Source organism: Nostocoides sp. F2B08, from assembly GCF_009184895.1.
Taxonomy (GTDB): domain Bacteria; phylum Actinomycetota; class Actinomycetes; order Actinomycetales; family Dermatophilaceae; genus F2B08.
Map to the genome: position 1 here is coordinate 580,498 of NZ_WESE01000002.1, position 24,278 is coordinate 604,775.

Annotated in this window: 15 protein-coding genes and 2 tRNA genes; 15 read left to right on the top strand and 2 right to left on the bottom strand. The window is 68.0% G+C overall.

The window, feature by feature from the left end:
- Position 1: 1 nt before the first annotated feature.
- The 4 genes from GA707_RS06470 (at position 2) to GA707_RS06485 (ending at position 3,629) form a co-directional block, all read left to right on the top strand.
- Complete coding sequence (locus GA707_RS06470) at positions 2 to 487, top strand: SRPBCC domain-containing protein (RefSeq protein ID WP_152177568.1); 486 nt, start codon at positions 2 to 4, stop codon at positions 485 to 487.
- A gap of 100 nt (positions 488 to 587) precedes the next feature.
- Positions 588 to 974 (top strand): iron chaperone, encoded by a 387-nt coding sequence (locus tag GA707_RS06475; protein ID WP_152177569.1) that lies wholly within the window; start codon positions 588 to 590, stop codon positions 972 to 974.
- Between the two features lie 41 nt (positions 975 to 1,015).
- Positions 1,016 to 2,056: a LacI family DNA-binding transcriptional regulator gene (locus GA707_RS06480; protein ID WP_152177570.1), complete on the top strand. Its 1,041-nt coding sequence runs from the start codon at positions 1,016 to 1,018 to the stop codon at positions 2,054 to 2,056.
- 148 nt (positions 2,057 to 2,204) lie between these two features.
- Positions 2,205 to 3,629 (top strand): ferric reductase-like transmembrane domain-containing protein, encoded by a 1,425-nt coding sequence (locus GA707_RS06485; RefSeq protein WP_152177571.1) that lies wholly within the window; start codon positions 2,205 to 2,207, stop codon positions 3,627 to 3,629.
- 149 nt (positions 3,630 to 3,778) lie between these two features.
- On the opposite strand, the gene GA707_RS06490 is transcribed toward GA707_RS06485, so the two are convergent.
- Positions 3,779 to 7,201: a hypothetical protein gene (locus GA707_RS06490; RefSeq protein WP_152177572.1), complete on the bottom strand. Its 3,423-nt coding sequence runs from the start codon at positions 7,199 to 7,201 to the stop codon at positions 3,779 to 3,781.
- 244 nt (positions 7,202 to 7,445) lie between these two features.
- On the opposite strand from GA707_RS06490, the gene GA707_RS06495 reads away from it, so the two are divergent.
- The 3 genes from GA707_RS06495 (at position 7,446) to GA707_RS06505 (ending at position 10,851) form a co-directional block, all read left to right on the top strand.
- Positions 7,446 to 8,750, top strand: coding sequence for an extracellular solute-binding protein (locus tag GA707_RS06495; RefSeq protein WP_370460016.1), 1,305 nt, complete (start codon positions 7,446 to 7,448; stop codon positions 8,748 to 8,750).
- 71 nt (positions 8,751 to 8,821) lie between these two features.
- Positions 8,822 to 9,925, top strand: a complete 1,104-nt coding sequence (locus GA707_RS06500; protein ID WP_152177573.1) for a carbohydrate ABC transporter permease — start codon at positions 8,822 to 8,824, stop codon at positions 9,923 to 9,925.
- The gene (locus tag GA707_RS06505; protein WP_152177574.1) at positions 9,922 to 10,851 is read left to right on the top strand and encodes a carbohydrate ABC transporter permease; all 930 of its coding nucleotides are present in this window, start codon (positions 9,922 to 9,924) and stop codon (positions 10,849 to 10,851) included. Before GA707_RS06500 ends, GA707_RS06505 begins: the two co-directional genes overlap by 4 nt.
- 420 nt (positions 10,852 to 11,271) lie before the next feature.
- Here GA707_RS06505 and GA707_RS06510 read toward each other — a convergent pair whose 3' ends face one another.
- Positions 11,272 to 12,816: a triacylglycerol lipase gene (locus GA707_RS06510; protein WP_152177575.1), complete on the bottom strand. Its 1,545-nt coding sequence runs from the start codon at positions 12,814 to 12,816 to the stop codon at positions 11,272 to 11,274.
- Between the two features lie 147 nt (positions 12,817 to 12,963).
- Between GA707_RS06510 and GA707_RS06515 the strand changes: the two genes are divergently transcribed.
- The 8 genes from GA707_RS06515 (at position 12,964) to GA707_RS06550 (ending at position 24,271) form a co-directional block, all read left to right on the top strand.
- Complete coding sequence (locus GA707_RS06515) at positions 12,964 to 13,746, top strand: enoyl-CoA hydratase-related protein (protein WP_152177576.1); 783 nt, start codon at positions 12,964 to 12,966, stop codon at positions 13,744 to 13,746.
- A 537-nt stretch (positions 13,747 to 14,283) separates the two neighbouring features.
- Positions 14,284 to 16,347: a DNA topoisomerase (ATP-hydrolyzing) subunit B gene (gyrB, locus tag GA707_RS06520; RefSeq protein ID WP_152177804.1), complete on the top strand. Its 2,064-nt coding sequence runs from the start codon at positions 14,284 to 14,286 to the stop codon at positions 16,345 to 16,347.
- A gap of 98 nt (positions 16,348 to 16,445) precedes the next feature.
- Positions 16,446 to 19,208, top strand: coding sequence for a DNA gyrase subunit A (gene gyrA / locus GA707_RS06525; RefSeq protein WP_152177577.1), 2,763 nt, complete (start codon positions 16,446 to 16,448; stop codon positions 19,206 to 19,208).
- Positions 19,205 to 19,870 (top strand): DUF3566 domain-containing protein, encoded by a 666-nt coding sequence (locus GA707_RS21155; protein ID WP_226963567.1) that lies wholly within the window; start codon positions 19,205 to 19,207, stop codon positions 19,868 to 19,870. The genes gyrA and GA707_RS21155 overlap by 4 nt, the downstream gene beginning before the upstream one ends.
- 176 nt (positions 19,871 to 20,046) lie before the next feature.
- Positions 20,047 to 20,120, top strand: a tRNA-Ile gene (locus tag GA707_RS06535).
- Between the two features lie 23 nt (positions 20,121 to 20,143).
- A tRNA-Ala gene (locus GA707_RS06540) sits at positions 20,144 to 20,219 on the top strand.
- A 193-nt stretch (positions 20,220 to 20,412) separates the two neighbouring features.
- Entirely contained in the window at positions 20,413 to 22,230 is a 1,818-nt protein-coding gene (locus tag GA707_RS06545; protein ID WP_152177578.1) for a sigma factor-like helix-turn-helix DNA-binding protein, read from the top strand.
- A complete protein-coding gene (locus tag GA707_RS06550) occupies positions 22,223 to 24,271 on the top strand; it encodes a Z1 domain-containing protein (protein ID WP_152177579.1) in 2,049 nt (682 codons plus the stop codon). Before GA707_RS06545 ends, GA707_RS06550 begins: the two co-directional genes overlap by 8 nt.
- Positions 24,272 to 24,278 lie beyond the last annotated feature (7 nt).

Below are 24,278 nucleotides of genomic sequence, written 5' to 3' on the forward strand. Positions count from 1 at the left end.
CATGCCCGTCACCGACATCTCCAAGGACCTCGACCAGCGCACCATCGTCATCACCGCGGAGTTCGCCGCGCCGGTCGAGCGCGTCTGGCAGATCTATGCCGACGCTCGCCAGCTCGAGCGCATCTGGGGCCCGCCGACCTACCCGGCGACCTTCGTCGACCACGAGCTCGCGCCCGGCGCGACGAGCCGCTACTACATGACCGGTCCGGACGGCTCGAAGAGCGGCGGCTGGTGGCGGATCGTCTCGGTCGACGCGCCCCGCAGCTTCACCTTCGACGACGGGTTCGCCGACGCGGACCTCAACCCCGTCGACGGGATGCCCGTCAGCCACAGCGTGTACGCCTTCGCTCCCAGCGAGGGCGGCACGCGGGCGACCTTCACGTCGGTCTACGACTCGGTCGAGAGCCTGCAGCAGGTGCTCGACATGGGCGTCGAGGAGGGCGCGACTCTCGCGATCAACCAGATCGACGACCTGCTCGCCGCCTGATTCGACGTCCCCATCCCCGCGAGGGACGGCTCAGCGGTGGCCACCAGGCAGTTCGGCCACCGCTGTTCCGTCCGTCGCGCGTCCGGAGGACACTCGACCCATGGCGAACAAGCAGGTGAGTGGGATCGCGGAGGAGACCACCGCATACCTCCAGCAGGCGCCGACCCCCGGCCGCGAGAGGTATGCGCTGGTCCGGGCCGCGGTCCTGCGGCAGGTGAGTGCGGAGCGGGTCGGCGAACGGCTGTCCTACAAGATGCCGTCGTTCTTCGTCGACGGGCGCGTGCTCCTGCACGTCGGGCTGTGGGCCGACCACCTCGCGATCTACCCGGTGCCCGAGAGCGCGACCGACGCGACGCTCGCCGACGACCTCGAGCCGTACCGGAAGAGCAAGGGGACGCTGCACATCCGCTACGCGGACGACTGGCCCGCGGACCTCGTCGACCGGGTCATCGCCGCCCACCTCAGCCGGCTCGGCGGCCGATCGTGAAGCGCAAGCCCGAGCAAGCGGGTATGCCTAGGATGACCACCATGCCCAGCCCCCGTCGCAAGCCGACGCTCGAACAGGTCGCTCGGTATGCCGGGGTCTCGCGGGCGACGGTCTCCCGGGTCGTCAACGGACAGACGACCGTCGACCCAGCCATCCGCAAGGTCGTCGAGGAGGCGGTCGCCGACCTCAACTACGTGCCGAACCAGGCGGCGCGCGCGCTCATGACGCGGCGCACCGACACAGTCACCCTCATCGCCGCCGAGACCGACACCCGGGTCTTCGGTGACCCGTTCTTCGCGCAGATCGTGCGCGGGATCAGCAAGGAGCTGCGGGGCTCGCCGATCCGGCTCACCCTCTCGATGACCGAGACCGACGAGGAGGCCGCGGCTCTCGGCACGTACCTCAGCGCGGGCCACACCGACGGGGTCCTGCTCATCTCCGAGCACGGCCGCCACCGGATCGCCGAACAGCTCACCGAGGCCGGCATCCCCGTCGTCATCGGTGGTCGGCCGATCGACCCGAGGGTCGAGGTCAGCTACATCGACCACGACAACGTGGGCGGGTCCCGCCTGGCGGCTCAGCATCTGAAGTCGTTGGGACGCAAGCGGATCGGGACGATCACGGGACCGCTGGACATGTCGGCCGGCGTCGACCGGCTCGAGGGTTTCTCCTCCGGGTTGGGACGGATGTTCCGCAAGGGGCTCGTCGAACACGGCAGCTTCACGACCGCGTCCGGCGAGGTGGCCACCGAGCGGCTGCTCAAGAAGCACCCCGAGATCGACGGCCTGTTCGTCGCCTCCGACCTCATGGCTCTCGGGGCGTTGCGGGCGATCCGGCGGTCCGGCCGCAGTGTTCCGGACGACATCGCCGTCGTGGGCTACGACGATATCGACCTCGCCAGCATGGCGGAACCGAGCCTGACGACCATCCGTCAGCGCACCCAGAAGCAGGGCCGGCTCATGGCCCGCCGGCTCCTGCAGCTGCTCGAGCAGCCCCTCGAGGACGTGCTGCCGGAGGTCAACACCCCAGACGGCCGGGGCATCGTCCTCGACGTCGACCTCGTCCAGCGCGAATCGGCCTGACCACCGCACCACCCGAGAGAGCGCTCTCTCGCACCTCGCCCTTCGCGCGCCCAGCCGCAGTGAGGCGGACGTCATAGCGAATCTCCCACCGCGACATCGTCTCTCGCACCATACTGACGTCATCGACGAGACCACGCAGACCCGGCCCTTGGTCAGCCGCGGCACACGCCTAGCCCGAACCCTCGCGGGACGTCCCCAGGACTGGGCCGTCACGCTGCCCCGCCCGTGGCGGCACGGACTCTCGCCCGCGAGCCTCGGACCCCTCCTCGTGCTCGTCAGCGCCGTGGTCTGGTGGGTCCCCTACACCGCGACCGACCGGACCGTGGCCCTCGGCCTGTTCACCGGCTCGGTGGCGGTCGTGCTGATGGCCTGGAGCTTCGTGCTCGCGATCCGGTTGCGCTGGCTCGAGCCCCTCTTCGGCGGACTGGACCGGATGTATGCGGTGCACCGGTGGTCCGGCGTCCTCGCCATCGTCGCGATGTTCCTCCATGTGCGTCTCGAGCCAGAGATCCAGGGGGGATTCGACGGACTGCTGTCGGGCTACATGGAGTCGGGCACCGACCTCGCCGGAACCGCCGAGACGATCTTCTACATCCTCGTGGCGGTGAGTCTGGTGCGGTGGGTGCCGTACCGGTGGTGGCGGCTCAGTCACAAGGTCATGGGCATCCCGTTCGCGCTCGCCGCGTTCCACACGGTGACCGTCGACAAACCCTTTCCCGCCGACAGCGGCTGGAGCCTGGCACTCGTGGCGGTCAGCGTCATCGGGCTCGCCGCCTGGATCTGGCGCGTGGTGGGGCGGGACGTCGCCCGCCCGGGTGCGGCCTACCGCATCGTCGGCGCAGTCCGGCACGAGCGCACGATGGAGCTCGAGCTCGCACCCGTCGGACCGCCGCTGGAGCACCGCGCGGGTCGCTTCGCGTTCGTCAAGATCCGGCTCCCCGGGCTGCGCGAACCCCACGCCTTCACCATCGCCTCGGCACCGGGTGAGAAGCATCTGCGCTTCTTCGTGCGCAACCTCGGCGACTGGACCGCGAAGATCCGGCAGCACGACCTCGTCGGCGCCCGCGTCTACGTCGAGGGTCCGTACGGGCGCTTCGAACCTCTCCCGGAGGATCCGGCCGGACGACGCGTCGTGTGGGTCGCCGGCGGGGTGGGCATCACGCCGTTCCTCAGCGCGACGGCGGCCCTCCCGGCCGACGTGCCGTCCGAGCAGCGCCCGGTGCTCGTCTACTCGGTCCAGCGCGAGGACGACGCGACGGCGATCGAGGTGCTCCGGCGGGCCGGGGACGAGGCCCGGATCGACCTCCACGTGGTGGCGTCGGCGGACGGGCGGCGGCTCGACGAGGAGCTGTTCGCGAGCATCGTCGGCGGCGACCTGACCGGCGCGCACGTGGCGGCGTGTGGACCCAAGGGCCTGGTCGCGATGGTCGAGCACACCGCCAGGCGACTCGGCGCCCGGTCCATCGAATCCGAGGACTTCGACATCAGGTCGGGTCTCGGCCCGGACCTGTCCCGCCAGGTCGCCGATCTCGAGCGTCACGTCCGCGAGCGCGCCGCCCGCGAGCCGGCCTGACCGGAGCCGCGCCCCGAGAGCACCGGTCCGTTTCTCCAGGACCGGTGCGTTTCGACGGGTTCGGCGTGCTGTAGCGCACCAAACACGCCGCAGCGCCCCGGTCGTGGAAGAACGAGCCGTTTGCGGTGGTCCGACTCCTCGCCGGATCCCTAAGCCGGCACGGTCACGACGATGCGCCGCACCCGACCGTCCCGCGCGAACACCGAGGCCGACAGCTCACGGCTGAGCAGGCCGTCCCGGCTCGCCTCGACAGCACCGTCCGCGTCGACCACCTCGATGAGGGACTCACCACCGGGCACCCGGCGCATGATCACCGGCACCTGGCACACGGTGAACCCCAGCGCACCGACGGGGATCGGCTCGTGCTGCTCGCGACCGTCGACGTCGACATAGCTGAGCCAGCCCGTCGCCGTCGACCAGTCGCGTTCGCTCACCGCGCCGGCGTCGAGCCGCAGCCGCCCGTCGACGAACGCCACGCCGAGCTCGGCCCGCCGGATGAGCACATCCTCCTTGACCTGACCCGTCATCCCGGGCTGCCGTGCCCCACGTCCGGCCGGCGTGTGTGAGTACGGGTCGTGCGGGAACGCGCCGTACTCCTCGGCGGTCTTCGCCATCCCGAGCCCTCCGCGCGCCTGCTCGTAGGCAGCCGACAACCGGGCCACCCGCGCCTCGTCGACGGCCTCGGACCGTCGCGCCTCGTCGAACTGCTCCCGGATCGCGAGCACGAGCTTGGACACCATGTGCCAGTACACGCTGCCGACCCCCTCATAGGCGAAGAAGCTGCTCGACCGGCCGGTGAACGAGGCGTGGTCGAACATCTCCTCGAAGATCGCGAGCACGTCCTCCTCGCACTGCTCGACGAGCTCCCCGAACTTCGCATCCGCGCCCACGTCGGCGAGCCGCGCCCGCAGGTCCTCCGCGTGCCGGATGCCGGCGGCGACGTGCACCCCACCGCGCCGGTCCCCGACGACGACCCGCCGGTCGCCCGCCGCGACGAGCGCGACGAGCAGCTCGTTCGCGCGGAAACGGTTGTCCGGCAGGGTGTTCCGCTCGAGGAAGCCGCGGATGTCCGGCTCCGGATACAGCTGGTAGGTGTTCGCGTCCTCGCGGTACAGCCGGCTCCCCGGCAGCGCCGCGACGAGCGCGTCGACCTCGTCCGGTCCGAGGATCCCGGAGCCGAGGACGGCGACCTGCCCCTCGAGCATCTGGTCGAGACCGATCACCGAGGCGGTCCCCTCGCCGAGCCGCAGGAGGTTGTATGCGTCGTACAGCCCGTCGGACCGGTGCGCCGTCCGCACGGTGTGGCTGAGCCAGGACCGCACGGCCGCGAGGTGCTCCCGCACCTCCGCGACCCGCACGGTGGTGCGGGCGGAGGGCTGCTGGGCCACCGCATACCGGTAGTCGCTTCCGGCCCGGCCGAGGCGGTCCAGCAGGCTCCGACGCACGTGGTCGTCCACCCGCCCGTCCGCCGGCGGCGACACCGACAGGGCGTCGGTGACGGCCCGCACCGCGACCGCGAGCGGCTCGCTGATCTCGAGCTCGTCGACCGAGGCGTCGCCCTCAGCCGCTTCCTCGAGAACACGCTCGAGGAACGCGACGAACCGGTGCAGCTGCGCGACCGTGACGATCGAGAGGCCGCGACCGACGAGAGCGTTGTTCGCGTCGTTCCATTCGGGGCGTTGGGTCGTCATCCAGATCCCGCCCTCGGGAACGAAGTTCGCCATCTTGGCGGTGAGCAGGATGAGCAGCTTCTCGACCAGGCCGGCGCGCACGGGCGTGCCGTCGACCTCGACGAGCAGCCGCCCGTCGCCGCCGATCTCGGCCACCCGCTGCATCGTCGCCGCGTGCCGCTCCTCGTCGAAGAACACCGAGTTCTGGGCGTCGACGAGCAGCTCGTCATAGGTCGCCAGCCGGTAGGGCACGTCGACGTGGACCATCTCGACCCGGCCGAGCAGCCCGGCGAGCCGCTGCGGGTCCTGGTCGTGCAGCACCTCGAGCAGCTTGAGCAGGTAGATGATCTGGTGGTCGCTCCAGTAGCCGATGTTCGACCAGGGGTCGTCCGGCTCCGGCACCTCCCATTCGACGCCCTGGCGGAACACGCGGTAGGGGTTGTAACCGTCGATGGTCGTGGCGTTGAGGAACGCGCGCACCATCGACTCGGTGAGCTCGGGGAAGGACCAGGCGAGCGCCTCCCAGTTCTGGAAGATGTCGCGCCAGTTGCCCTGGTACGCCAGCCGCGGCCGGCCGTGCTCGTCGCGGAGGTCGATCTCGAAGCTGTTCCACGGTCGCGACGGGTCGCCGTGGCGCCGGCCGAAGGTCAGCGGGAGGTACTCGAGGACGAGGCGGCTGAGGTCGAGGTCCCCGGTCTCCCCTGCGGCCGTGCGCAGCTCGTCGAGCGACAGTCGCTCGGGGAGGACGTCGAGGAACGCCGCCGAGCGCTCGGCGACCGGCGCGTTGCGCTCGCGCAGGAAGCGGCGCACGTCCTCGCGCTCGACCGTGTAGCCGTCGAGCGGCACGCCGCCGCGCATGAGGTTGAACATCGTCGAGGCGGCCAGGTGCGCGTCGGCCATCGCGTCGCCAGACCGGCTCCAGCCGTCGGACGATCCGACGAGTGCCTTCAGCGAGGAGCGGCCCGCGGCGATGTCGTCCTCGAGCGCGATCTCCAGGTGGGCCGGGTCGCTGAGCAGCTCCTCGAGGTCGACGAGCGCGGCGGCGTCCTGGTCGATGTCGACGACGATGCTCCAGCGGGCGGGGGTCGCCGGAGTGAGGTGGTGGGACAGCTCGATGAGGTATGCGGCCCGCTGCCCCCTCGCCTGGGTGCCGGCCTCGCCGGTCCCCCACCCGTGCAGGACGTCGGTGCTCAGGTGGTGGCGCTCCGGCTCGGCGCCGACCTGCCACATCGCCGTCGCGGCGAGCGCCTCGGACGCCTCGGCCCGGTCGGTGAGCATGGAGTTGAGCCGGACCCAGGCCAGACCGGTGGCCGGGTCGAGCTCGGAGATCTTGTATGCGTCGAGCAGGGGCGACATCTCCCGCTGGGTGCGCGCGGTGACGCCTGGGGGAAGGACGTTGCGGATCCCGTCGATGATCCGGACGTCGAGTCCGCGGGGGTCGGCGCACGTGAGGGTGACGCTGCGGACGAGACCGAAGCGGGGGCTGACCCGCCACGAGACGCGGATGGTCGCGTCGAGGTCGGGGCGGCGCTCCTCGAAGTGGACGACGTCGCCGAGGTCGGTCTTGGCGACCGACCGCTCGACCCGGGGAAGGTCGGGGTGGACGGGACCGAAGGGGCGCCACTCGCTCGTCCGCCCGGTCGAGTCGGTGACGCGCAGCCGCGTGACACCACCGGTGACGTCGGCGTCGTCGGCCACCAGGTCCTCGGTGCGATATGGGAAGATCGCGTGGTCGACATTGCGCCGTCCGGCGGTGATGCCGCCGTTGCTCGTGAGGTAGGCCCACACGTCGCTGGCGCTGGTCAGGGTCATGAGGAACGGAGGCATGCGCTCCACCCCGGTGATCACGTGATGACGTTCGCCCGCGATGTCGATGACCGGGCTGCTGGCGGTGTCCTGCATATGACGTCGTCCGTTCCGTGAGATGGGGCCCCCCGCCGGAGGAGAGCAGCAGGGAGAGCGCTCTCACATTCTGGCCTGCCCGATGCATGTCGGCAACCCCACATCGACCGTTTTCCGCATGAATGTTGGAAGAACTGTCTTGACAGCGGGAATGCGGACCGCCACTATGGGCGTCAGAGAGCGCTCTCTCTGACCGGGTCCGGCATGGGGCCTGGGCCATTCAATGACGAACGTGGAGGTAACCATGCGCCCCGGATCCCGACGAGGAACCACCTACGGCCGTATCGCGGCCCTGACCATGACCGCAGCACTGCTCGCCGCCTGTGGTGGCGAGAGTGCAGACACCGACGCCGGCAGCGGCGGTGAGGGCGGTTCCGACGGCCCGGTGACCCTGACCGTCGCGACGTTCAACGAGTTCGGCTACGAGGAGCTCTTCACGGAGTACATGGAGCTCAACCCGGACGTCACCATCGAGCACAAGAAGGCCGCGACGGCCAACGAGGCCCGCGACAACCTCAACACCCGACTCGCCGCCGGCTCCGGCCTGAGCGACATCGAGGCCGTCGAGGTCGACTGGCTGCCCGAGCTGCTGCAGTACCCGGACCAGTTCATGGACCTCAGCTCCGACTCGGTCGAGGGCCGCTGGGTGGACTGGAAGGTCCAGCAGGCGACGACGACCGACGGCAAGCTCATCGGCTACGGCACCGACATCGGCCCCGAGGCGATCTGCTACCGCGCCGACCTCTTCGAGGCCGCCGGTCTGCCCTCCGACCGCGAGGAGGTCGCGGCCGCGCTCGGGTCGACGTGGGACGACTACTTCGCCCTCGGCGAGGAGTTCATGGCCAACTCCGACGTCCCGTGGATGGAGTCCGCGGGCGCGACCTACAACGCCATGGTCAACCAGCTCGAGTTCCCCTACGAGCAGGAGGACGGCACCGTCATCGCGACGGAGAACCCCGAGGTCCGCGCGCTGTACGACCAGGTGCTCGCGGCCTCTGCGAACGGCCTGTCGGCCGGCCTCTCCCAGTGGAGCGACGACTGGACCAGCTCCTTCCAGCGTGACGGCTTCGCCACGATGGTCTGCCCGAGCTGGATGCTCGGCGTCATCGAGGGCAACGCCGCCGGCGTCGAGGGCTGGGACATCGCTAACACCTTCCCCGGCGGCGGCGGCAACTGGGGCGGCTCGTTCCTGACGGTCCCGACCCAGGGTGAGAACCAGGAGGCGGCCAAGGAGCTCGCCGACTGGCTGACCGCTCCCGAGCAGCAGATCAAGGCGTTCCAGTCCAAGGGCACCTTCCCGAGCCAGGTCGAGGCGCTCGAGAGCGAGGAGCTGCTCGGCGACACCCGTGAGTTCTTCAACAACGCGCCGACCGGTGAGATCTTCAGCGAGCGCGCCCAGGCCGTGGAGGTCGTGACCTTCAAGGGCCCGAAGTACTCCGGCATCAACGACGCGATGCAGCAGGCCATCAGCCGTGTCGACGTCGACGGAACGGACACCCCCGAGTCCTCGTGGGAGAAGTTCGTGTCCGCGGTCGAGGCGCTCGGCTGACACCTATCGGCCGGGCCGCCCCTGCTGCACCAGGGGTGGCCCGGCCCCGGTAGTGCAAAGGAGCACACGCCATGGCCACCGTCACCGAACCGGCACCGAGCACGACGCCGACACCACCGCCGGGCAAGTCACTTCCGCTCACCCGACGGCAGCGGATGTCCGCACTCGACGTCAAGCTCTCTCCCTACCTCTACATCTCCCCCTTCTTCATCCTCTTCGCGGTCCTCGGACTCTTCCCCCTCGTCTACACGCTCTGGGTGTCCCTGCATGACTGGAACCTCATCGGCGGCAAGGGTGAGTTCGTCGGGATGGCGAACTACGCGCAGGTCGTCCAGCAGGAGTTCTTCTGGCGGGGCATGCGCAACACCTTCTCGATCTTCCTGATCTCCGGTGTGACCCAGACCCTGGCGGCCCTCGCCCTCGCGGCGGTGCTCAACCAGAACATCCGGGCCAAGACCTTCTGGCGCATGGGCGTCCTGCTCCCGTTCGTCATCGCCCCCGTCGCCGTCGGCGTCATCTTCAACAAGATGTTCGCGGACCAGAACGGCTTCTTCAACGAGCTGCTCGGCTATGTCGGTCTCGGGCCGGTCGCCTGGCACGCCGGCGTCCTGGAGAGCCACGTCGCCATCGCGACCATGGTCAACTTCCGGTGGACCGGCTACGTCACGCTGATCTTCCTGGCCGCCATGCAGGCGATCCCGACCGAGCTCTATGAGGCGGCGCTCCTCGATGGTGCGTCCCGCATACGGCAGTTCATCTCGATCACCGTGCCGATGCTGCGGCCGACGATCATCTTCGTCGTCATCACCGCCACCATCGGTGGCCTGCAGATCTTCGACGAGCCGCGCGTGTTCGACCAGACCGGTCTCGGCGGTTCGGACCGGCAGTGGATGACGGTGACGATGTACATCTATGAGCTGGGCTGGGGCCCGACGAAGAGCTTCGGCCGCGCGGCCGCAGTCTCGTGGATCCTCTTCCTGATCATCATCCTCGTCGGTGCGATCAACTTCTGGCTCACCCGCCGGATCGCCTCCGGCGACTCGAAGAAGGTCGCCGCCCCCGCGGCACCCGCGCCGACCCAGGCGGCGGCCCCCGGCGCCGGCGCCGTCGCGTCCGCTGAGCCGACCCGCAAGGCGGCAGCCGCGAACAACGATGCGAAGGAGACGACGTCATGAGCGCACCTCCGTCCAGCCACCTCGCCGGTGGCATCGCCGGCGCCGGCGCGGCCCGGGCCGCCAAGCGTCGCGACGAGCGCATCCGCCGCCGGAAGTCGCAGGTCGGCAACCGGCCCGGATGGGTGACGTATGCGATTCTCGGCGTCGTCCTCGCCCTCTCCGCGTACCCGCTGTACTACTCGTTCCTGCTCGGCAGCTCCGACCCGGTGACGATCGCGCAGAACCCGATCCCGTCGCTGATCCCGGAGGGCAACTTCATCGACAACGCCGTGCGGGTCATCAGCTCGGACATCAAGTTCTGGCAGGCGGTCCTCAACAGCGTCATCGCCGCGACGATCATGGCGGTCTCCGTCGTGTTCTTCTCGACCCTGGCCGGGTTCGCGTTCGCCAAGCTCCGCTTCAGGGGCCGGGCGCCGCTGCTGGTCTTCGTCGTCGCGACGATGGCCGTGCCGACCCAGCTCAGCGTCGTCCCCCTGTTCATCCTCATGGCGGAGCTCGGCTGGACCGGGCGGCTCGAGGCCATCATCGTCCCCGGGCTCGTCACCGCGTTCGGCGTGTTCTGGATGACTCAGTACCTCGAGCAGGCGCTGCCGTACGAGCTGATCGAGGCGGCCCGGGTGGACGGATGCAGCATGATCCGCACGTTCTGGCACGTGGTCCTGCCGGCGGCCCGGCCGGCGGCGACGATGCTCGGCCTGTTCACCTTCATCGGGTCGTGGACGGCGTTCTTCTGGCCGTTCATCATCCTCGGGTCCACGAACCCGACGCTGCCGGTGGCGATCCAGCTGCTCCAGGCGTCGTACTTCAAGGACTACTCGCTCATCCTCGCCGGTGTGACCCTCGCGGCGCTCCCGCTCGTCGTGGTGTTCATGTTCGCCGGGCGTCAGCTCGTCGCCGGTGTCATGCAGGGTGCCGTCAAGGGCTGAGGTTCCGCTCTCACCCCGGAGCACCCTGCATCACCCCACCCGACCCGTGGTTGGTGCGTTGCACTGAGTTCGGTCCGCTATAGCGGCCCGGACGCAGTGCAACGCACCGCCCACGGCGAAACGCGCCACTCCACCGCGCCCCACCACCGGCACCACCCCACCCCAAGCCGTCGAGAGTGCACGGCACGCCGTTCCTGAGAGAGCGCACCCGGCGTGTCGTGCACTCTCGACTCATGTCCGGGCTCGACCCGCGAGACGTCGTCGACCCGCGGCCATCCCCTCGACCCGCGGCGCTCGACCCCAGCAGCGGCGCAATATCCCCGCGTCTCGCCGGAGCCGCCGCGGCTCGGCGCAGGACCCGCCTCAGCATCACGACCCGCCCTCGCCGGAACCACTGCGGCTGGCCGTCACCGGCACCCCTCAGCCCGGCTGACTCAGCTCCTCCGCGGCCTGGCCGTCGCGGTCGCGCACCGTGAGCCGCAGGGCAGCCTCCGCGCCGAACAGCCGCCGCGCCCCCTCCGGGAGCGGGAACCGCTTGACCCACTTGCGCGGCGTCGCGTCGTCGTCGACGAGCGGCGGCCCCGACGGGATGTAGTCCCGCAGCGTGACGTCGAGCTCGGAGACCCAGCTCGCCCACGCCGCGAGCTCGCCGTTCACCGCGCCGATGTCGACCACCAGCCAGTCGTCGAAGTCGGCCGTCTGCTCGAGGTGGTCGCGGAAGTCGAAGATCCCGCGCTTCTGCCGCACCGCGAACAGCTTCAGGTGCAACGTGTACCGCGCGGTCTCGGCGTTGTCCGGACGCACCGTCGGGTCGGCGATGAGGAACGTCGTCACGAGCGGCTGCGGCCGGTCGGAGGCGTCGGCCGGCAGGTCGAGGATGACCGGGCAGTGGTGGGCGGCGACCTGCTGGTGCATGAGGATCGGCAGCCCGCGCACGGCGAGCTCGACCTCGGCCTGCCAGACCAGGTCCCGCGGGTCCGCGACCTGCTCGGGCGGGATCCGCAGCCCGACGAGGTCCGCCGTCACCTCGAGGTCGCCGAGCAGGAACCGCCGCAGGTTCTGGTAGCCCTCCTCGGAGTTGACGATCCCGTAGCGCCCCGAGTGCGAGCGGTGCACGTACGCGAACTTGGCACCTGGCACATACGCGTTCTCGATCTGGACCAGCCCGTCGCTCTTGACCCCGACCGCTTTCGACGACAGTCCCATCGCGACGTCGTAGTCCTCCGGGTTCGTCCCGACCAACGTGAAGACACGTTCGGTGGGGAACGCCGTGGCCGGGATGGCGCGCGCGTCCCAGTTCTTCGGCCGCCGCTTCCGCGGCGTGCTCGGGTTGAGGTACTCCCACATCCGTTCCGGGCCAAAGATGTCGGCGCCGTTGATCCCGAACCGGTCCCGCAGCTTCTCGAACAGCCCGAAGCCGACGTCGAACTCGATCCCGCCGTGCGGCGTCGCATACGTGAAAAGCCGGTCGACGTAGTCGGTGGCCTTGCCGCCCTTGTCGGGGATGACCCTCTGGATCATGCTCCGGCAGACGAGCCCGCCCATCGAGTGCGCGACGAGATAGACACGCGGCGCCCCGGTCTTGCGGCGGACGAGCTCGACGAGCGTGAGGAGGTCCTCGGCCGCCCGCTCGAGCCGGTACTCCTGCGCCGCCTTGCCGAAGGTCGACGCCGACTCGTCGTAGAAGCGGTGGATCCAGATGGTCGCCTCGTCGACCTTGCCGTCCTTCTGCGCGCGCAGCCACGCGAGCTGACCGCCGTTGACCTCGAGATGGTAGTCGTGGTCGAGCATGAGCCGCAGCAGCGGACTCTCGAACTGGTAGAAGCTCGGCTCCCCTCGCGCGCCGACGCGCACGTGGGTCGAGCCGGCGTTGAAACCGTAGAACGGGTCCTCGACGAGCGCGTCGATGCCGGACTGCCCCCCGCCATATCCCCGGACGTAGATGATCGGCAGCTTTCGACCCATCGGAGTCCTCCTCCTCGAGGCGGCGTTCGTGGTCTCGACGGTACTGCCGACAGGCCCGTATGCGCTACGCACCTCGCCCAGCCCACGCACCCCGATCTGTGGCCGGCGCCCTGCGGTCGCCTCGGTCGGTAGGCGAGAATGGCGCCCATGGCATCGGATGACGCGTCGACAACTCGGACCGAGCAGCCGGACGAGCCCGTCGTCCTGCGCGAGACGGCCGACCGGATCGCCGTCCTCACCCTCAACTCGCCGGCCAACCGCAACGCGCTGTCCCGCGCGATGGTGTCGACGCTGTCGGCGGAGCTCGAGGCGGCGAGCGCCGACGAGTCGCTGCACGGGGTGCTCATCCGTTCCTCGCACCCGGTGTTCTGCTCGGGCGCCGACCTCAAGGAGGCGCAGACCGTCGACATGGTCGAGGGGGCCCGCAGCATCATCGCGCTGCAGCGCACGATGGCCGCCTGCCCGGTCCCGGTCGTGGTGCAGCTCGACGGCCCGGTGCGCGCCGGCGGCATCGGTCTGGTCGCGAGCGCCGACATCGTCGTCTGCTCGCGGGAGGTGTCGTTCGCCTTGACCGAGGTCCGGCTCGGCCTGGCCGCCGCGATCATCTCGATCCCGCTCAAGGCCCGCGTCGCCCCGCGCACGCTGGCGGACTGGTCGCTCACCGCTCGCACCTTCACCGCCGAGGAGGCCCGCGACGCCGGACTCGTCACCCACATCACCTCCGGGGAGCAGGTCGCACACCGCGTCGAGGAGGTGCTCGACGACCTTCGGACGGCCGTGCGGCAGGGCCTCGTCGAGTCCAAGGCGATCCTCGCGCGGGACCTCGTCGCCGCCCTCGACGCCGACGGCGACGCGATGGCGCGGTTGTCGGGGCGGCTGTTCCACTCCAAGGCCGCGCAGGCTGCCTTCGCCGCCAGGGCGTCGCGCTAGCCGTCGCGGCGGGCGTCGCGGGGGTGCGGGCGGCGGTTCTTCACCACGCCAACGGATCGTTCACCACGTCAACTTGCCGTGGTGAACGAGCCCTTTCCCGGTTGGGGAGAGAAAAGGCAGTGCCCCCGCCGAGAACCGCGCACAGAGCCGCTGAACCCCCGATCCGCGTGATCCCCCATACGTCCGACCCGGTTATCCACGGAAAACCGCCCTCAGGCGCGTCTGCGTGCATGTCATGTCCCCGCAGCCCGGTAGGATAGAGGGAGTATCCGCGCCCAGCGCTGCGACGGGTCGCCACCCCCGGTGACCCCCTGGCCTGGGCGCCTCGCATGAGGTGACCGAGGGCATACCGACGGTATGCGCGAGGCGCCCCACGCATACCCCTCACCGACCCCGGTTCACCGGGTCGAGGGACACGACGAAGGAGAGCGAGTGGCTGACCAGCCGACGACCCCGCCCAGCGGATCCGGCACCAGTGCATCCGACGGACCCGTCCCGGGTGTCCCCGACGGCACCCCCGTCATCGACCCGAGCGCCATGCCGGACTACGACGCCGGGTCGATCACGGTCCTCGAGGGGCTCGAGGCGGTCCGCAAGCGTCCGGGCATGTACATCGGCAGCACCGGCGAGCGCGGCCTGCACCACCTCGTCTGGGAGATCGTCGACAACTCCGTCGACGAGGCGCTCGCGGGCTATGCCGACACCATCGACGTGACGATCCGCGAGGACGGCAGCGTCCGGGTCAAGGACAACGGCCGCGGCATCCCGACCGACCTCCACCCGACAGAGGGCGTCAGCGCGGTCGAGCTCGTCCTCACCCAGCTCCACGCGGGCGGCAAGTTCGGCGGCGGCGGGTACAAGGTCTCCGGCGGTCTGCACGGCGTCGGCTCCTCCGTCGTCAACGCCCTCTCCACCCGACTCGACGTCTGCGTCCGCCAGAAGGGCCACGCCTTCCGGATGTCCTTCGACCACGGCCTCCCCACGACGCCGCTGACGAAGATGGAGGAGACCGACGCGACCGGCACGACGATCACGTTCTGGCCGGACGCCGACATCTTCGAGTCGGTCGACTTCGACTACGAGACGATCCGCTCGCGCTTCCAGCAGATGGCCTTCCTCAACAAGGGCCTGACGATCAACCTCACCGACGAGCGCGTGCCCAACGAGGACCGTGCCGAGACCGACGTCGACCTCGACGACATCGATGCCGACGTCCAGGAGGTCGAGGCGGCCGCCGACGACACGACCGAGCGGCCCGAGACCCCCGAGAGCCCGAGCGAGAAGAAGGTCGTCAAAGCGCGCACGGCGTCGTACCGCTACGAGGACGGGCTCGTCGACTACGTCAAGCACCTCGTCTCGTCCAAGCGCGCCGAGCCGGTGCACGCCGAGATCATCAGCCTCGAGGTCGAGGACGAGGCGCGCAGCCTGTCCCTCGAGATCGCGATGCAGTGGACCGGCGCCTACAGCGAGTCGGTGCACACCTACGCCAACACGATCAACACGCACGAGGGCGGCACCCACGAGGAGGGCTTCCGCGCGGCGCTGACCAAGCTCGTCAACGACTTCGCGCGCAAGAACAACCTCCTCAAGGACAAGGAGGAGAACCTCACCGGCGACGACGTCCGCGAGGGTCTGACCGCCGTCATCTCCGTCAAGCTCGCGGAGCCGCAGTTCGAGGGCCAGACCAAGACCAAGCTCGGCAACTCCGAGGTCAAGGGCTTCGTACAGCGGGCGATGACCGACGAGTTCGGGCACTGGCTCGAGGCGCACCCGAACCAGGCCAAGGACGTCATCCGCAAGTCGATCCAGGCCGCGGCCGCGCGGATCGCCGCCCGTCGGGCCCGCGACAGCACGCGCCGCAAGGGACTGCTCGAGTCCGGCGGTCTGCCCGGCAAGCTCAAGGACTGCTCGAGCAAGGACCCGGCGCTGTCCGAGGTGTTCATCGTCGAGGGCGACAGCGCGGGCGGCTCGGCCACCCAGGCCCGCAACCCGGAGACCCAGGCGATCCTGCCGATCCGCGGCAAGATCCTCAACGTGGAGAAGGCCCGCATCGACAAGGTGCTGGCCAACCAGGAGGTGCAGGCGCTGATCTCGGCGTTCGGCACCGGCATCGGCGAGGACTTCGACCTGTCCCGGGCCAGGTACCACAAGATCATCCTGATGGCCGACGCCGACGTCGACGGCATGCACATCCGCACGCTGCTGCTGACGCTGCTGTTCCGGTTCATGCGCCCGCTCATCGACGCCGGCTACGTCTACCTCGCGCAGCCGCCTCTGTACCGACTGCGCTGGACCAACGCCCCGCACGAGTTCGCCTACTCCGACCGGGAGCGCGACGGGCTGCACTCGGCGGGCCTGGCGGCGGGCAAGCGCCTGCCGAAGGAGAACCCCGTCCAGCGCTACAAGGGTCTCGGCGAGATGAACTTCGGCGAGCTCGGCGAGACGACGATGGACCCCGAGACGCGCGTGCTGCTCCAGGTCACCCTCGACGACGCGGCCGCGGCCGACCAGGTGTTCTCGATCCTCATGGGCGAGGACGTCGAGTCGCGCCGCTCGTTCATCCAGAAGAACGCTCGCGACGTGCGCTTCCTCGACATCTGACCCCGTGGTCGCCCGACAGACGCAGAGGTATGCGGTGCGCGCCACCGCGCAGGTGCGCACCGCATACCGAACAGGCTTTTCGATAAAGGACATTCGCAATGGCTGACGACAACGATATCCCCGGCGGACTGGACGACATCCTCGGTGACGGCGGCGACGGGGAGGGCGTCGACGTCGAGGAGGCGACCGACGACCTCGGCGCGGTCGTGCCGGTGCGCGAGGGCGACCGGATCGAGCCGATCGACCTCAACACCGAGATGCAGCAGTCCTACATCGAGTACGCGATGTCGGTCATCGTCTCGCGTGCTCTGCCGGACGTGCGCGACGGCCTGAAGCCCGTGCACCGGCGGATCGTCTACGCGATGTACGACGGCGGCTACCGCCCGGACCGCGGCTACAACAAGTGCTCGCGCGTCGTCGGCGACGTCATGGGCAAGTACCACCCGCACGGCGACAGCGCGATCTACGACGCGATGGTGCGCCTCGTGCAGCCGTGGTCGCTGCGCTACCCGCTCATCGACGGCCAGGGCAACTTCGGCAGCCCGGGCAACGACGGGGCCGCGGCGCCGCGGTACACCGAATGCCGGATGGCTCAGCTCGCGACCGAGCTCGTGCGCGACATCCACGAGAACACCGTCGATTTCATCCCCAACTACGACGGCAAGACGCTCCAGCCGACCGTGCTGCCGGCGCGCTTCCCGAACCTGCTCGTCAACGGCAGCTCCGGCATCGCCGTCGGCATGGCCACCCAGATCCCGCCGCACAACCTGCGCGAGGTCTCCGCGGCGGCGCAGTGGGTGCTCGAGAACCCTGAGGCCTCCCGCGAGGAGACGCTGACCGCGGTCATGGAGCGCATCTCCGGGCCGGACTTCCCGACCGGCGCGCTGATCATGGGCCGACGCGGCATCGAGGACGCCTATCGGACCGGTCGCGGGTCGATCATCATGCGCGCGGTCGTCGAGATCGAGGAGATCAAGGGGCGGACCTGCCTCGTCGTCACCGAGCTGCCCTACCAGGTCAACCCGGACTCGTTGGCGGAGAAGATCGCCCAGCTCGTCCGCGAGGGTCGCGTGAGTGGCATCGCCGACATCACCGACGAGACTTCCGGGCGCACCGGGCAGCGTCTCGTCATCGTGCTGCGGCGTGACGCGGTGGCCAAGGTGGTGCTCAACAACCTCTACAAGCACACCCAGCTGCAGACGACGTTCGGTGCCAACATGCTGGCGCTCGTCGACGACGTGCCGCGCACCTTGCCGATCGACGCGTTCGTGCGGTACTGGGTGGACCACCAGATCGAGGTCATCGTCCGGCGCACGCAGTACCGCCTGGACGAGGCCGAGAAGGCGATCCACCTGTTGCGCGGCCTGATCAAGGCCCTCGACATGCTCGACGAGGTCATCGCGCTGATCCGGCGCTCGCCCACGGTGGACGAGGCGCGCACCGGTCTGATGGAGCTGCTCGACGTCGACGAGGACCAGGCGACGCACATCCTCAACATGCAGCTGCGACGTCTGGCGGCCCTGGAGCGGCAGAAGATCGTCGACGAGCACGACCGCATCGAGGCGATGATCCTCGACTACCAGGACATCCTGGCCACCCCGGCCCGGCAGCGGAGAATCGTCGCCGCGGAGCTCGGCGAGATCGTCGACCGCTACGGCGACGAGCGGCGCACCCGGATCGACCTGTTCGACGGCGACATGTCCGTCGAGGACCTCATCCCGGAGGAGGACGTCGTCGTCACCATCACCCGAGGTGGGTATGCCAAGCGGACCCGGCTCGACGCATACCGCTCCCAGAAGCGGGGGGGCAAGGGTGTGCGGGGCGCGGCGCTGCGCGGTGAGGACGTCGTCGAGCACCTGTTCACCACGACCTCGCACCACTGGTTGCTGTTCTTCACCAACCTCGGCCGGGTGTACCGCGCCAAGGCCTATGAGCTGCCGGACAGCGGACGGGACGCCAAGGGCCACCACGTCGCGAACGTCCTGGCGTTCCAGCCGGGTGAGCGGATCGCGCAGGTGTTCCCGCTGAGGTCCTACGACCAGGCGCCCTATCTCGTGCTCGCGACGAAGAAGGGTCTGGTCAAGAAGACCCGACTCACGGAGTACGACTCGCCCCGCTCCGGTGGGCTGATCGCGGTGAACCTGCGGGATGGCGACGAGCTGGTGAGCGCCGGGCTGGCGTCCAACGAGGACGACCTCATGCTCGTGTCGCGCCGGGCGCAGTCGGTGCGCTTCCATGCCAACGACTCGATCCTGCGGCCGATGGGCCGGGCGACGAGCGGCGTGACGGGCATGAAGTTCCGCCCCGGCGACTCGCTGCTGTCGATGTCGGTCATCGAGGCCGGCACCGACCCGGACCTGTTCGTGGTGTTCGAGAACGGCGTCGCCAAGCGGACCGCCGCCTCGCAGTGGACGCCCAAGGGCCGCGGTATCTATGGCGTGACCGCCGCGAACTCCGGCAAGGGCGGCCAGCTCGTCGGAGCGCTGACGGTCGAGCCTGGCGATGAGGTCATGGTCGTCATGGAGCGTGGCAACATCGTGCGCTCGCGGGTCGACGAGGTCAGCCGAACCGGGCGGAACACGATGGGCGTCTCGTTCGCGCTGCCGAACAAGGGCGACGCGATCGTCGCCGTGGCGCGCAACCCCGAGCGTGCGGTCGAGGCGGAAGCCGAGGCCGCTGCCGAGGACGGCGCTGGTGACGGCGCCGAGGTTGCCGGCGACGGTCCGGCTCGTGGCGGCGAGATGGCCGACGCTCAGGACAATGGCGTAACGTCGCCTCAGGCGAGCGTCGACCACACCGGCGGCGACGCCGGTGAGACCGAGCCCGACGGGGCGGAGACCGAGCAAGGAGACCACGCGTGAGCACCACTGACGGCACTTCAGGCCGCCCGGGGTCAGGCTCCCCCTCCTCCGGCGGGTCCGGCTCGGGGCCCGGCGGCTCCGGCTCGAGCACCCGCCCGCTGACCGCGGTGCGCACCGAGGAGGGCCAGCAGACGGCCCGTGCGGTGCCGGCACCGGGTCAGGGGCAGCAGGGTCCCAGCCAGGGTCAGGCGCAGGGCGGCGGCGGTCAGGTGCAGAAGACCGCATCGCAGCCTCCGCAGAAGACGGCGCAGAAGTCGGCGGCTCCTCGTCCGGCTGGACGGCCGGCCCCTCCCACGGGCCGCCGGGTGCGCCTCACGGTGTCGCGGATCGACCCGTGGAGCGCGATGAAGATGTCGTTCCTGCTCTCGGTCGCGCTCGGCATCGCCGGGGTGGTCATGGTGTTCGTGCTGTGGAGCGTGCTCGCCGGCATGGGCATCTTCGACGCGGTCAACGACATCGCGGCCCAGGTGTTCGGCGCCGACGGCTCGGATCCGTTCGACATCATGGACTACATCGGACTCGGCCGGGTGGTGTCCCTGTCGATCGTCATCGGAGTCATCGACGTCATCCTCATCACCGCGATCGCCACCCTCGGCGCGTTCCTCTACAACGTGTCCGCGGCGCTCGTCGGCGGCCTCCAGTTGACGCTGACCGACGACTGATCCGAGGTCTTCCCGACGTCGGGAGGCGCTCTCGCCGGGAGCAGGCGTTATAGCACCTCACCCTGCGGGAACACCTCCCCTCAGGAGCAGCGTCTCCCCCTGACGCCGGTTTGGTCGGGTGCGAGACCATGGGGTAATCTCGCGTGTCGCGTCAGTTGCCTGGCGCGTGCACGAGCGGGCCTATAGCTCAGACGGTTAGAGCGCTTCCCTGATAAGGAAGAGGTCACAGGTTCAAGTCCTGTTAGGCCCACCCTCCCCCACGGGACGAACCCCGGGGCCTTGGCGCAATTGGTAGCGCACCTGCTTTGCAAGCAGGGGGTTACGGGTTCGAGTCCCGTAGGCTCCACCACACAAAACCCCAGGTCAGACCGGGTTTTCGACGTTCGATCAGCTCCTCCCGAGAGCATCTCCACAGAAGCTGTGGGGGAAGTGTGGGGGAATCTTGCCGAGGAGTTCCGAGTTTCGGAATGCCCCCGGCTGCCGGACAAACTGGAGACTAGCTACTGTGACGTCAAGAGTTGGCTGCCAGGCGTGAGGAGGGGGTGGACGGGACGATGTGCATCGAGGGGTCGACGCCAAGCTCACCTTCGGCTGACAGCTTCGTCCCCGTCGCACCCGATGCCGTCAGAGTCTGCTCCGGCGACTGCCAAGAGGCGAAGCCAAGCACGGCGTTCCCAATTGGAAATGGGCTGACGGGTGCCAGGTCGAGCGAGTGTAGGTCCTGCCGCGACAAGCGGATCAGAACTGGGGTCGGAGGGAGTGACGGCGACGACGCGATAGGTCACTATCGGTCTGGTGGCCGGAGAGAGACGCTTCGCGTCCAGCGCCAGACGGTCAGGGAGGCGGTCACGCAAGTAGTCAAGACGCACGCCGGGGTAGCCATGACCATCAGGCAGATATACAAAGAGGTCTTGGACTTGCTCGATATTGTCCCCCATGAGATCGATGTAAAGAAGATTCTCCGGGACCTCGAAAAGGAAGAGCCTTATCTCCTGAAGGTGGGTCGAGACGCCTACGCCTGGGATCCGGAGGCGGCCAGCGAAAGTGCGGTGGAACAGTACCGGATCAAAGAGACGCGACGAGTCCAGCGCCAAGCGGTCATTGACACGGTCTCCCATGTGCTGAGCACGCACGTCGGCGTAGCGATGACCATCAGGCGAGTCTACGAAGAGGCAGTGCGTCTGCTTGATTTTGTTCCCCCTGAGGGTGATGTGCGGAAGGTCCTAAGCGATCTCGCCAAATCAGATCGCCGTCTCGTGAGGGCGGGCCGAGACGCCTACCTGTGGGCTCCCGACGGCAAGATTGGCCAGCTTCAGCCGGTTGGACCAAGACAGACTCTTCGAGTCCAGCGCCAGGCGATCAGTAACGCGGTCTCCGAGGTGCTGAGAACGCGCCCCGGGATAGCTTTGACGATTAGCGAGATATATGAAGAGGCTGTGAATCTGCTCGAATTTACCCCCGCTGAGAGCGATGTGCGGAGGATGCTAAAGGACCTCGCCAAGTCAGAGCGATACTTGGTGAAGGTCGGTCGAGACGCTTACGCGTGGGCTCCCGACGGAGTCATTCCTCCCCGGCCGGCGCCGCCACATGTGGTCGGCATGATCGAGCGACGGTGGCGGGGAGACACCCTCGACGAGATCGGCCAAGCGTTCGGGGTGACCCGTGAACGGGTTCGGCAGCTGCTCAAAAAGTACGGCGGCCCGAGTTGGGCCGAGGTGCGTCGTCTCCAAATTGAACAGGCCGAAGGGGAAGAGCGGGCTCGGCAAGAGGCGGTCGCGACGAAGATCCGCACCCTTCTCGCCGGCGCGGGTGCGACGACACCAGAGGATGTGGCAGCCAAGACGGGGCTCGATGCCGCGGACGTGTCCAAGTTCTGGCCAACCGATCTAGTCCACTTGCGGTTGTGGGGCCATGGGTCCCACGAGAGTCGATGGTCTGATGAGGAGATCCTTGAGGTCATCCGTGAAGCGGCGATCTACGAGTTCCCACTGACGGCAAACGGTTATGCAGAACTGCTAACAGTGGGTCAGGTGACTGGCCCATCGCTGCCAAGAGTCAGCCAAAGATTCGGATCCTGGAGCGCAGCCTGTGATGCGGCGGGCGTGGTATCGGGACAGACTTACCGTCCCCACTACGAATCTCAATGGGGAGACGAAGACATCCTGAGCATAGTCCGGGCCTACCTTGAAGATCCGACAGCGCCGAACTCGATCCAGGGCTATGACGTGTGGAAACGGGCCAATGCACCGGACGGACCATCTGGTCAGACCATCAGAAACAGATTCCGATCATGGACGGCGGTCAAACGACTTGCGCTGACCACCTCTTCGATCGCCCGGGAGGAACCTACCCATGAATGAAGTCGAGCGGCTAGATGCGGTCCTAGCGTCGGGGATCGACGATGAGACACGCAATGGGATATGGGCGTCTGTCCAGGCGATTCTTCAGCGAGGGCCGAAGGAAGGGATGAAGACTGGGGAGACAGTGCTCGCGCTGGGCTATGTTCAGTCGGGAAAGACAACGTCGATCACAGCACTTGCAGCCGCTGCGGCTGATGACGGCTACCAGGTCATTGTCGCTTTGCTTGGATCGACGAACCTTCTACTCGACCAGAACAGCGAGCGCTTGGAGGCCTCCCTAGGCATCACTACGAGGTCCGACTATGTCTGGATCAGCGAGACGAACCCGTCGAGCGAAACGGCCGGCAAGAAGCTCCGTAAGTTCGTCGACATGGGACGCGTCTGCTTGGTACCGGTGCTCAAGCACGCAGGACGGATCCGGGCGGTGGCCAAGCAGTTGGAGAAGATCCCTGATGACGTCCGCGTTCTGATCATTGACGACGAGGCGGACCAGGCATCCCTCAATACGAGCAAAGCCGCCGAGAGCAGCACCTACGCCGCCATCCGAGAACTGCGGAAGTCAGTGCCTAGCCATCTTTACGTACAGTACACAGCGACCCCCTATGCGCCCCTGCTGCTGGACGCCGCCGACATCCTTAGTCCGCAGCATGTAGAGTTCCTGGCGCCCGGGCTGGGGTATACGGGAGGAAAACAGTTCTTCATCGACAACGCAGATCGTGTTGTGCGGAACGTGCCGCTGTTGGACGAACAGGCATCGAAGACGCCCCCCCTTCAGCTTCAGAAAAGCCTGTACCAGGCCTTGTCCGCCTTTCTCGCAGGTTCCGCCTTGCTCCTGCTGCATGATGCCGCAAGCCCTCCGATAAGTATGCTGGTGCATTCTACTGCGCGGAATGACGTCCAAGCACGGTATGAATTTCTGATTCGCCGACAATTGGAGCAGTGGCGGAAGTCGATCGCGGCTGACGACATCTCCAGTGTCCCTGATGTAATACTCGAGGAACGCAAGCGCCTTGTCGTCAGCGGGGCTGCAGACATAGATGACTACACTTTTCTTCACAAGTTGAAGTTCGTTCTCTCCCAATCGATGACGTGGCTCGTTAATAGTGCGGCCGACGTCAATAAGGTGGACTGGCACGTCTCGCCAATTCACATCCTGGTGGGTGGCAATAAGCTAGACCGTGGCTTCACTGTTGAGGGCCTGACTGTCACGTACATGAATCGCCCAGCTAGCCCTCAAGTCGACACGCTGGAACAGCGTGCCCGAGCGTTTGGGTACCGTGGCGACCTGCTGCCTTATTGTCAGTTTTTTGCAAGCAAGAAGACTGTGCGTTCTCTGACGGAGGTCGTTCATACAGAGGAGGACCTGCGTGCGCGACTTCGCGATCACGTCGAGAGTGGTGGTTCTGTTCACACGTGGGCGCGTGAGATCGGCCTGCTTCTGCCGGACGGAATGAAGCCAACACGTGCGAGCGTCGTGAGCGCGCTGTCGGTGATGGGATTGGGCTGGCATCAGATGCGAACCCCCTCTCGCTTGGCGGGGGACACCACCCACAACTACGAGTTGCTCGCGGACATCGGCTTGACCGACGCGCCTCGCGTCCCACAGGGCCGGCTGGCGTTCCGCACTCTTTACGTTGACTCCCTGTCCTCCATTAGGTCCTTGCTCGACGGTTGGGCCCGTCCGACTTATAGCCCAGGCTGGCTCCACGAGGAGTTCACCGACGCGGTGGTACGAGGCTTCGAGCATCACAAGAAGGCCACTGTCATGCTCATGGAGGACGGCGGAAGTCCACGAACCCGCAAATGGTCCGGCGAGCTCGGTTTCGTGAATCTCTTCCAGGGCCGTGACCTCAAGCCACAGCCAAATGGTGACTTCTATCCTGGCGACCGGCTTGTCGAGAACCTAGAGAACGAGCCCAACCAAATCCTCATTCAGGTTCATCGCACCAACGTACGGCAACATGAAGATGCTGGCGAGGTACTGGCCCTGGCGATTTACCTCGGCTCCGGCCTTGTAGTTCGAAAGGAATCTAATGTCTGAGTCGGTA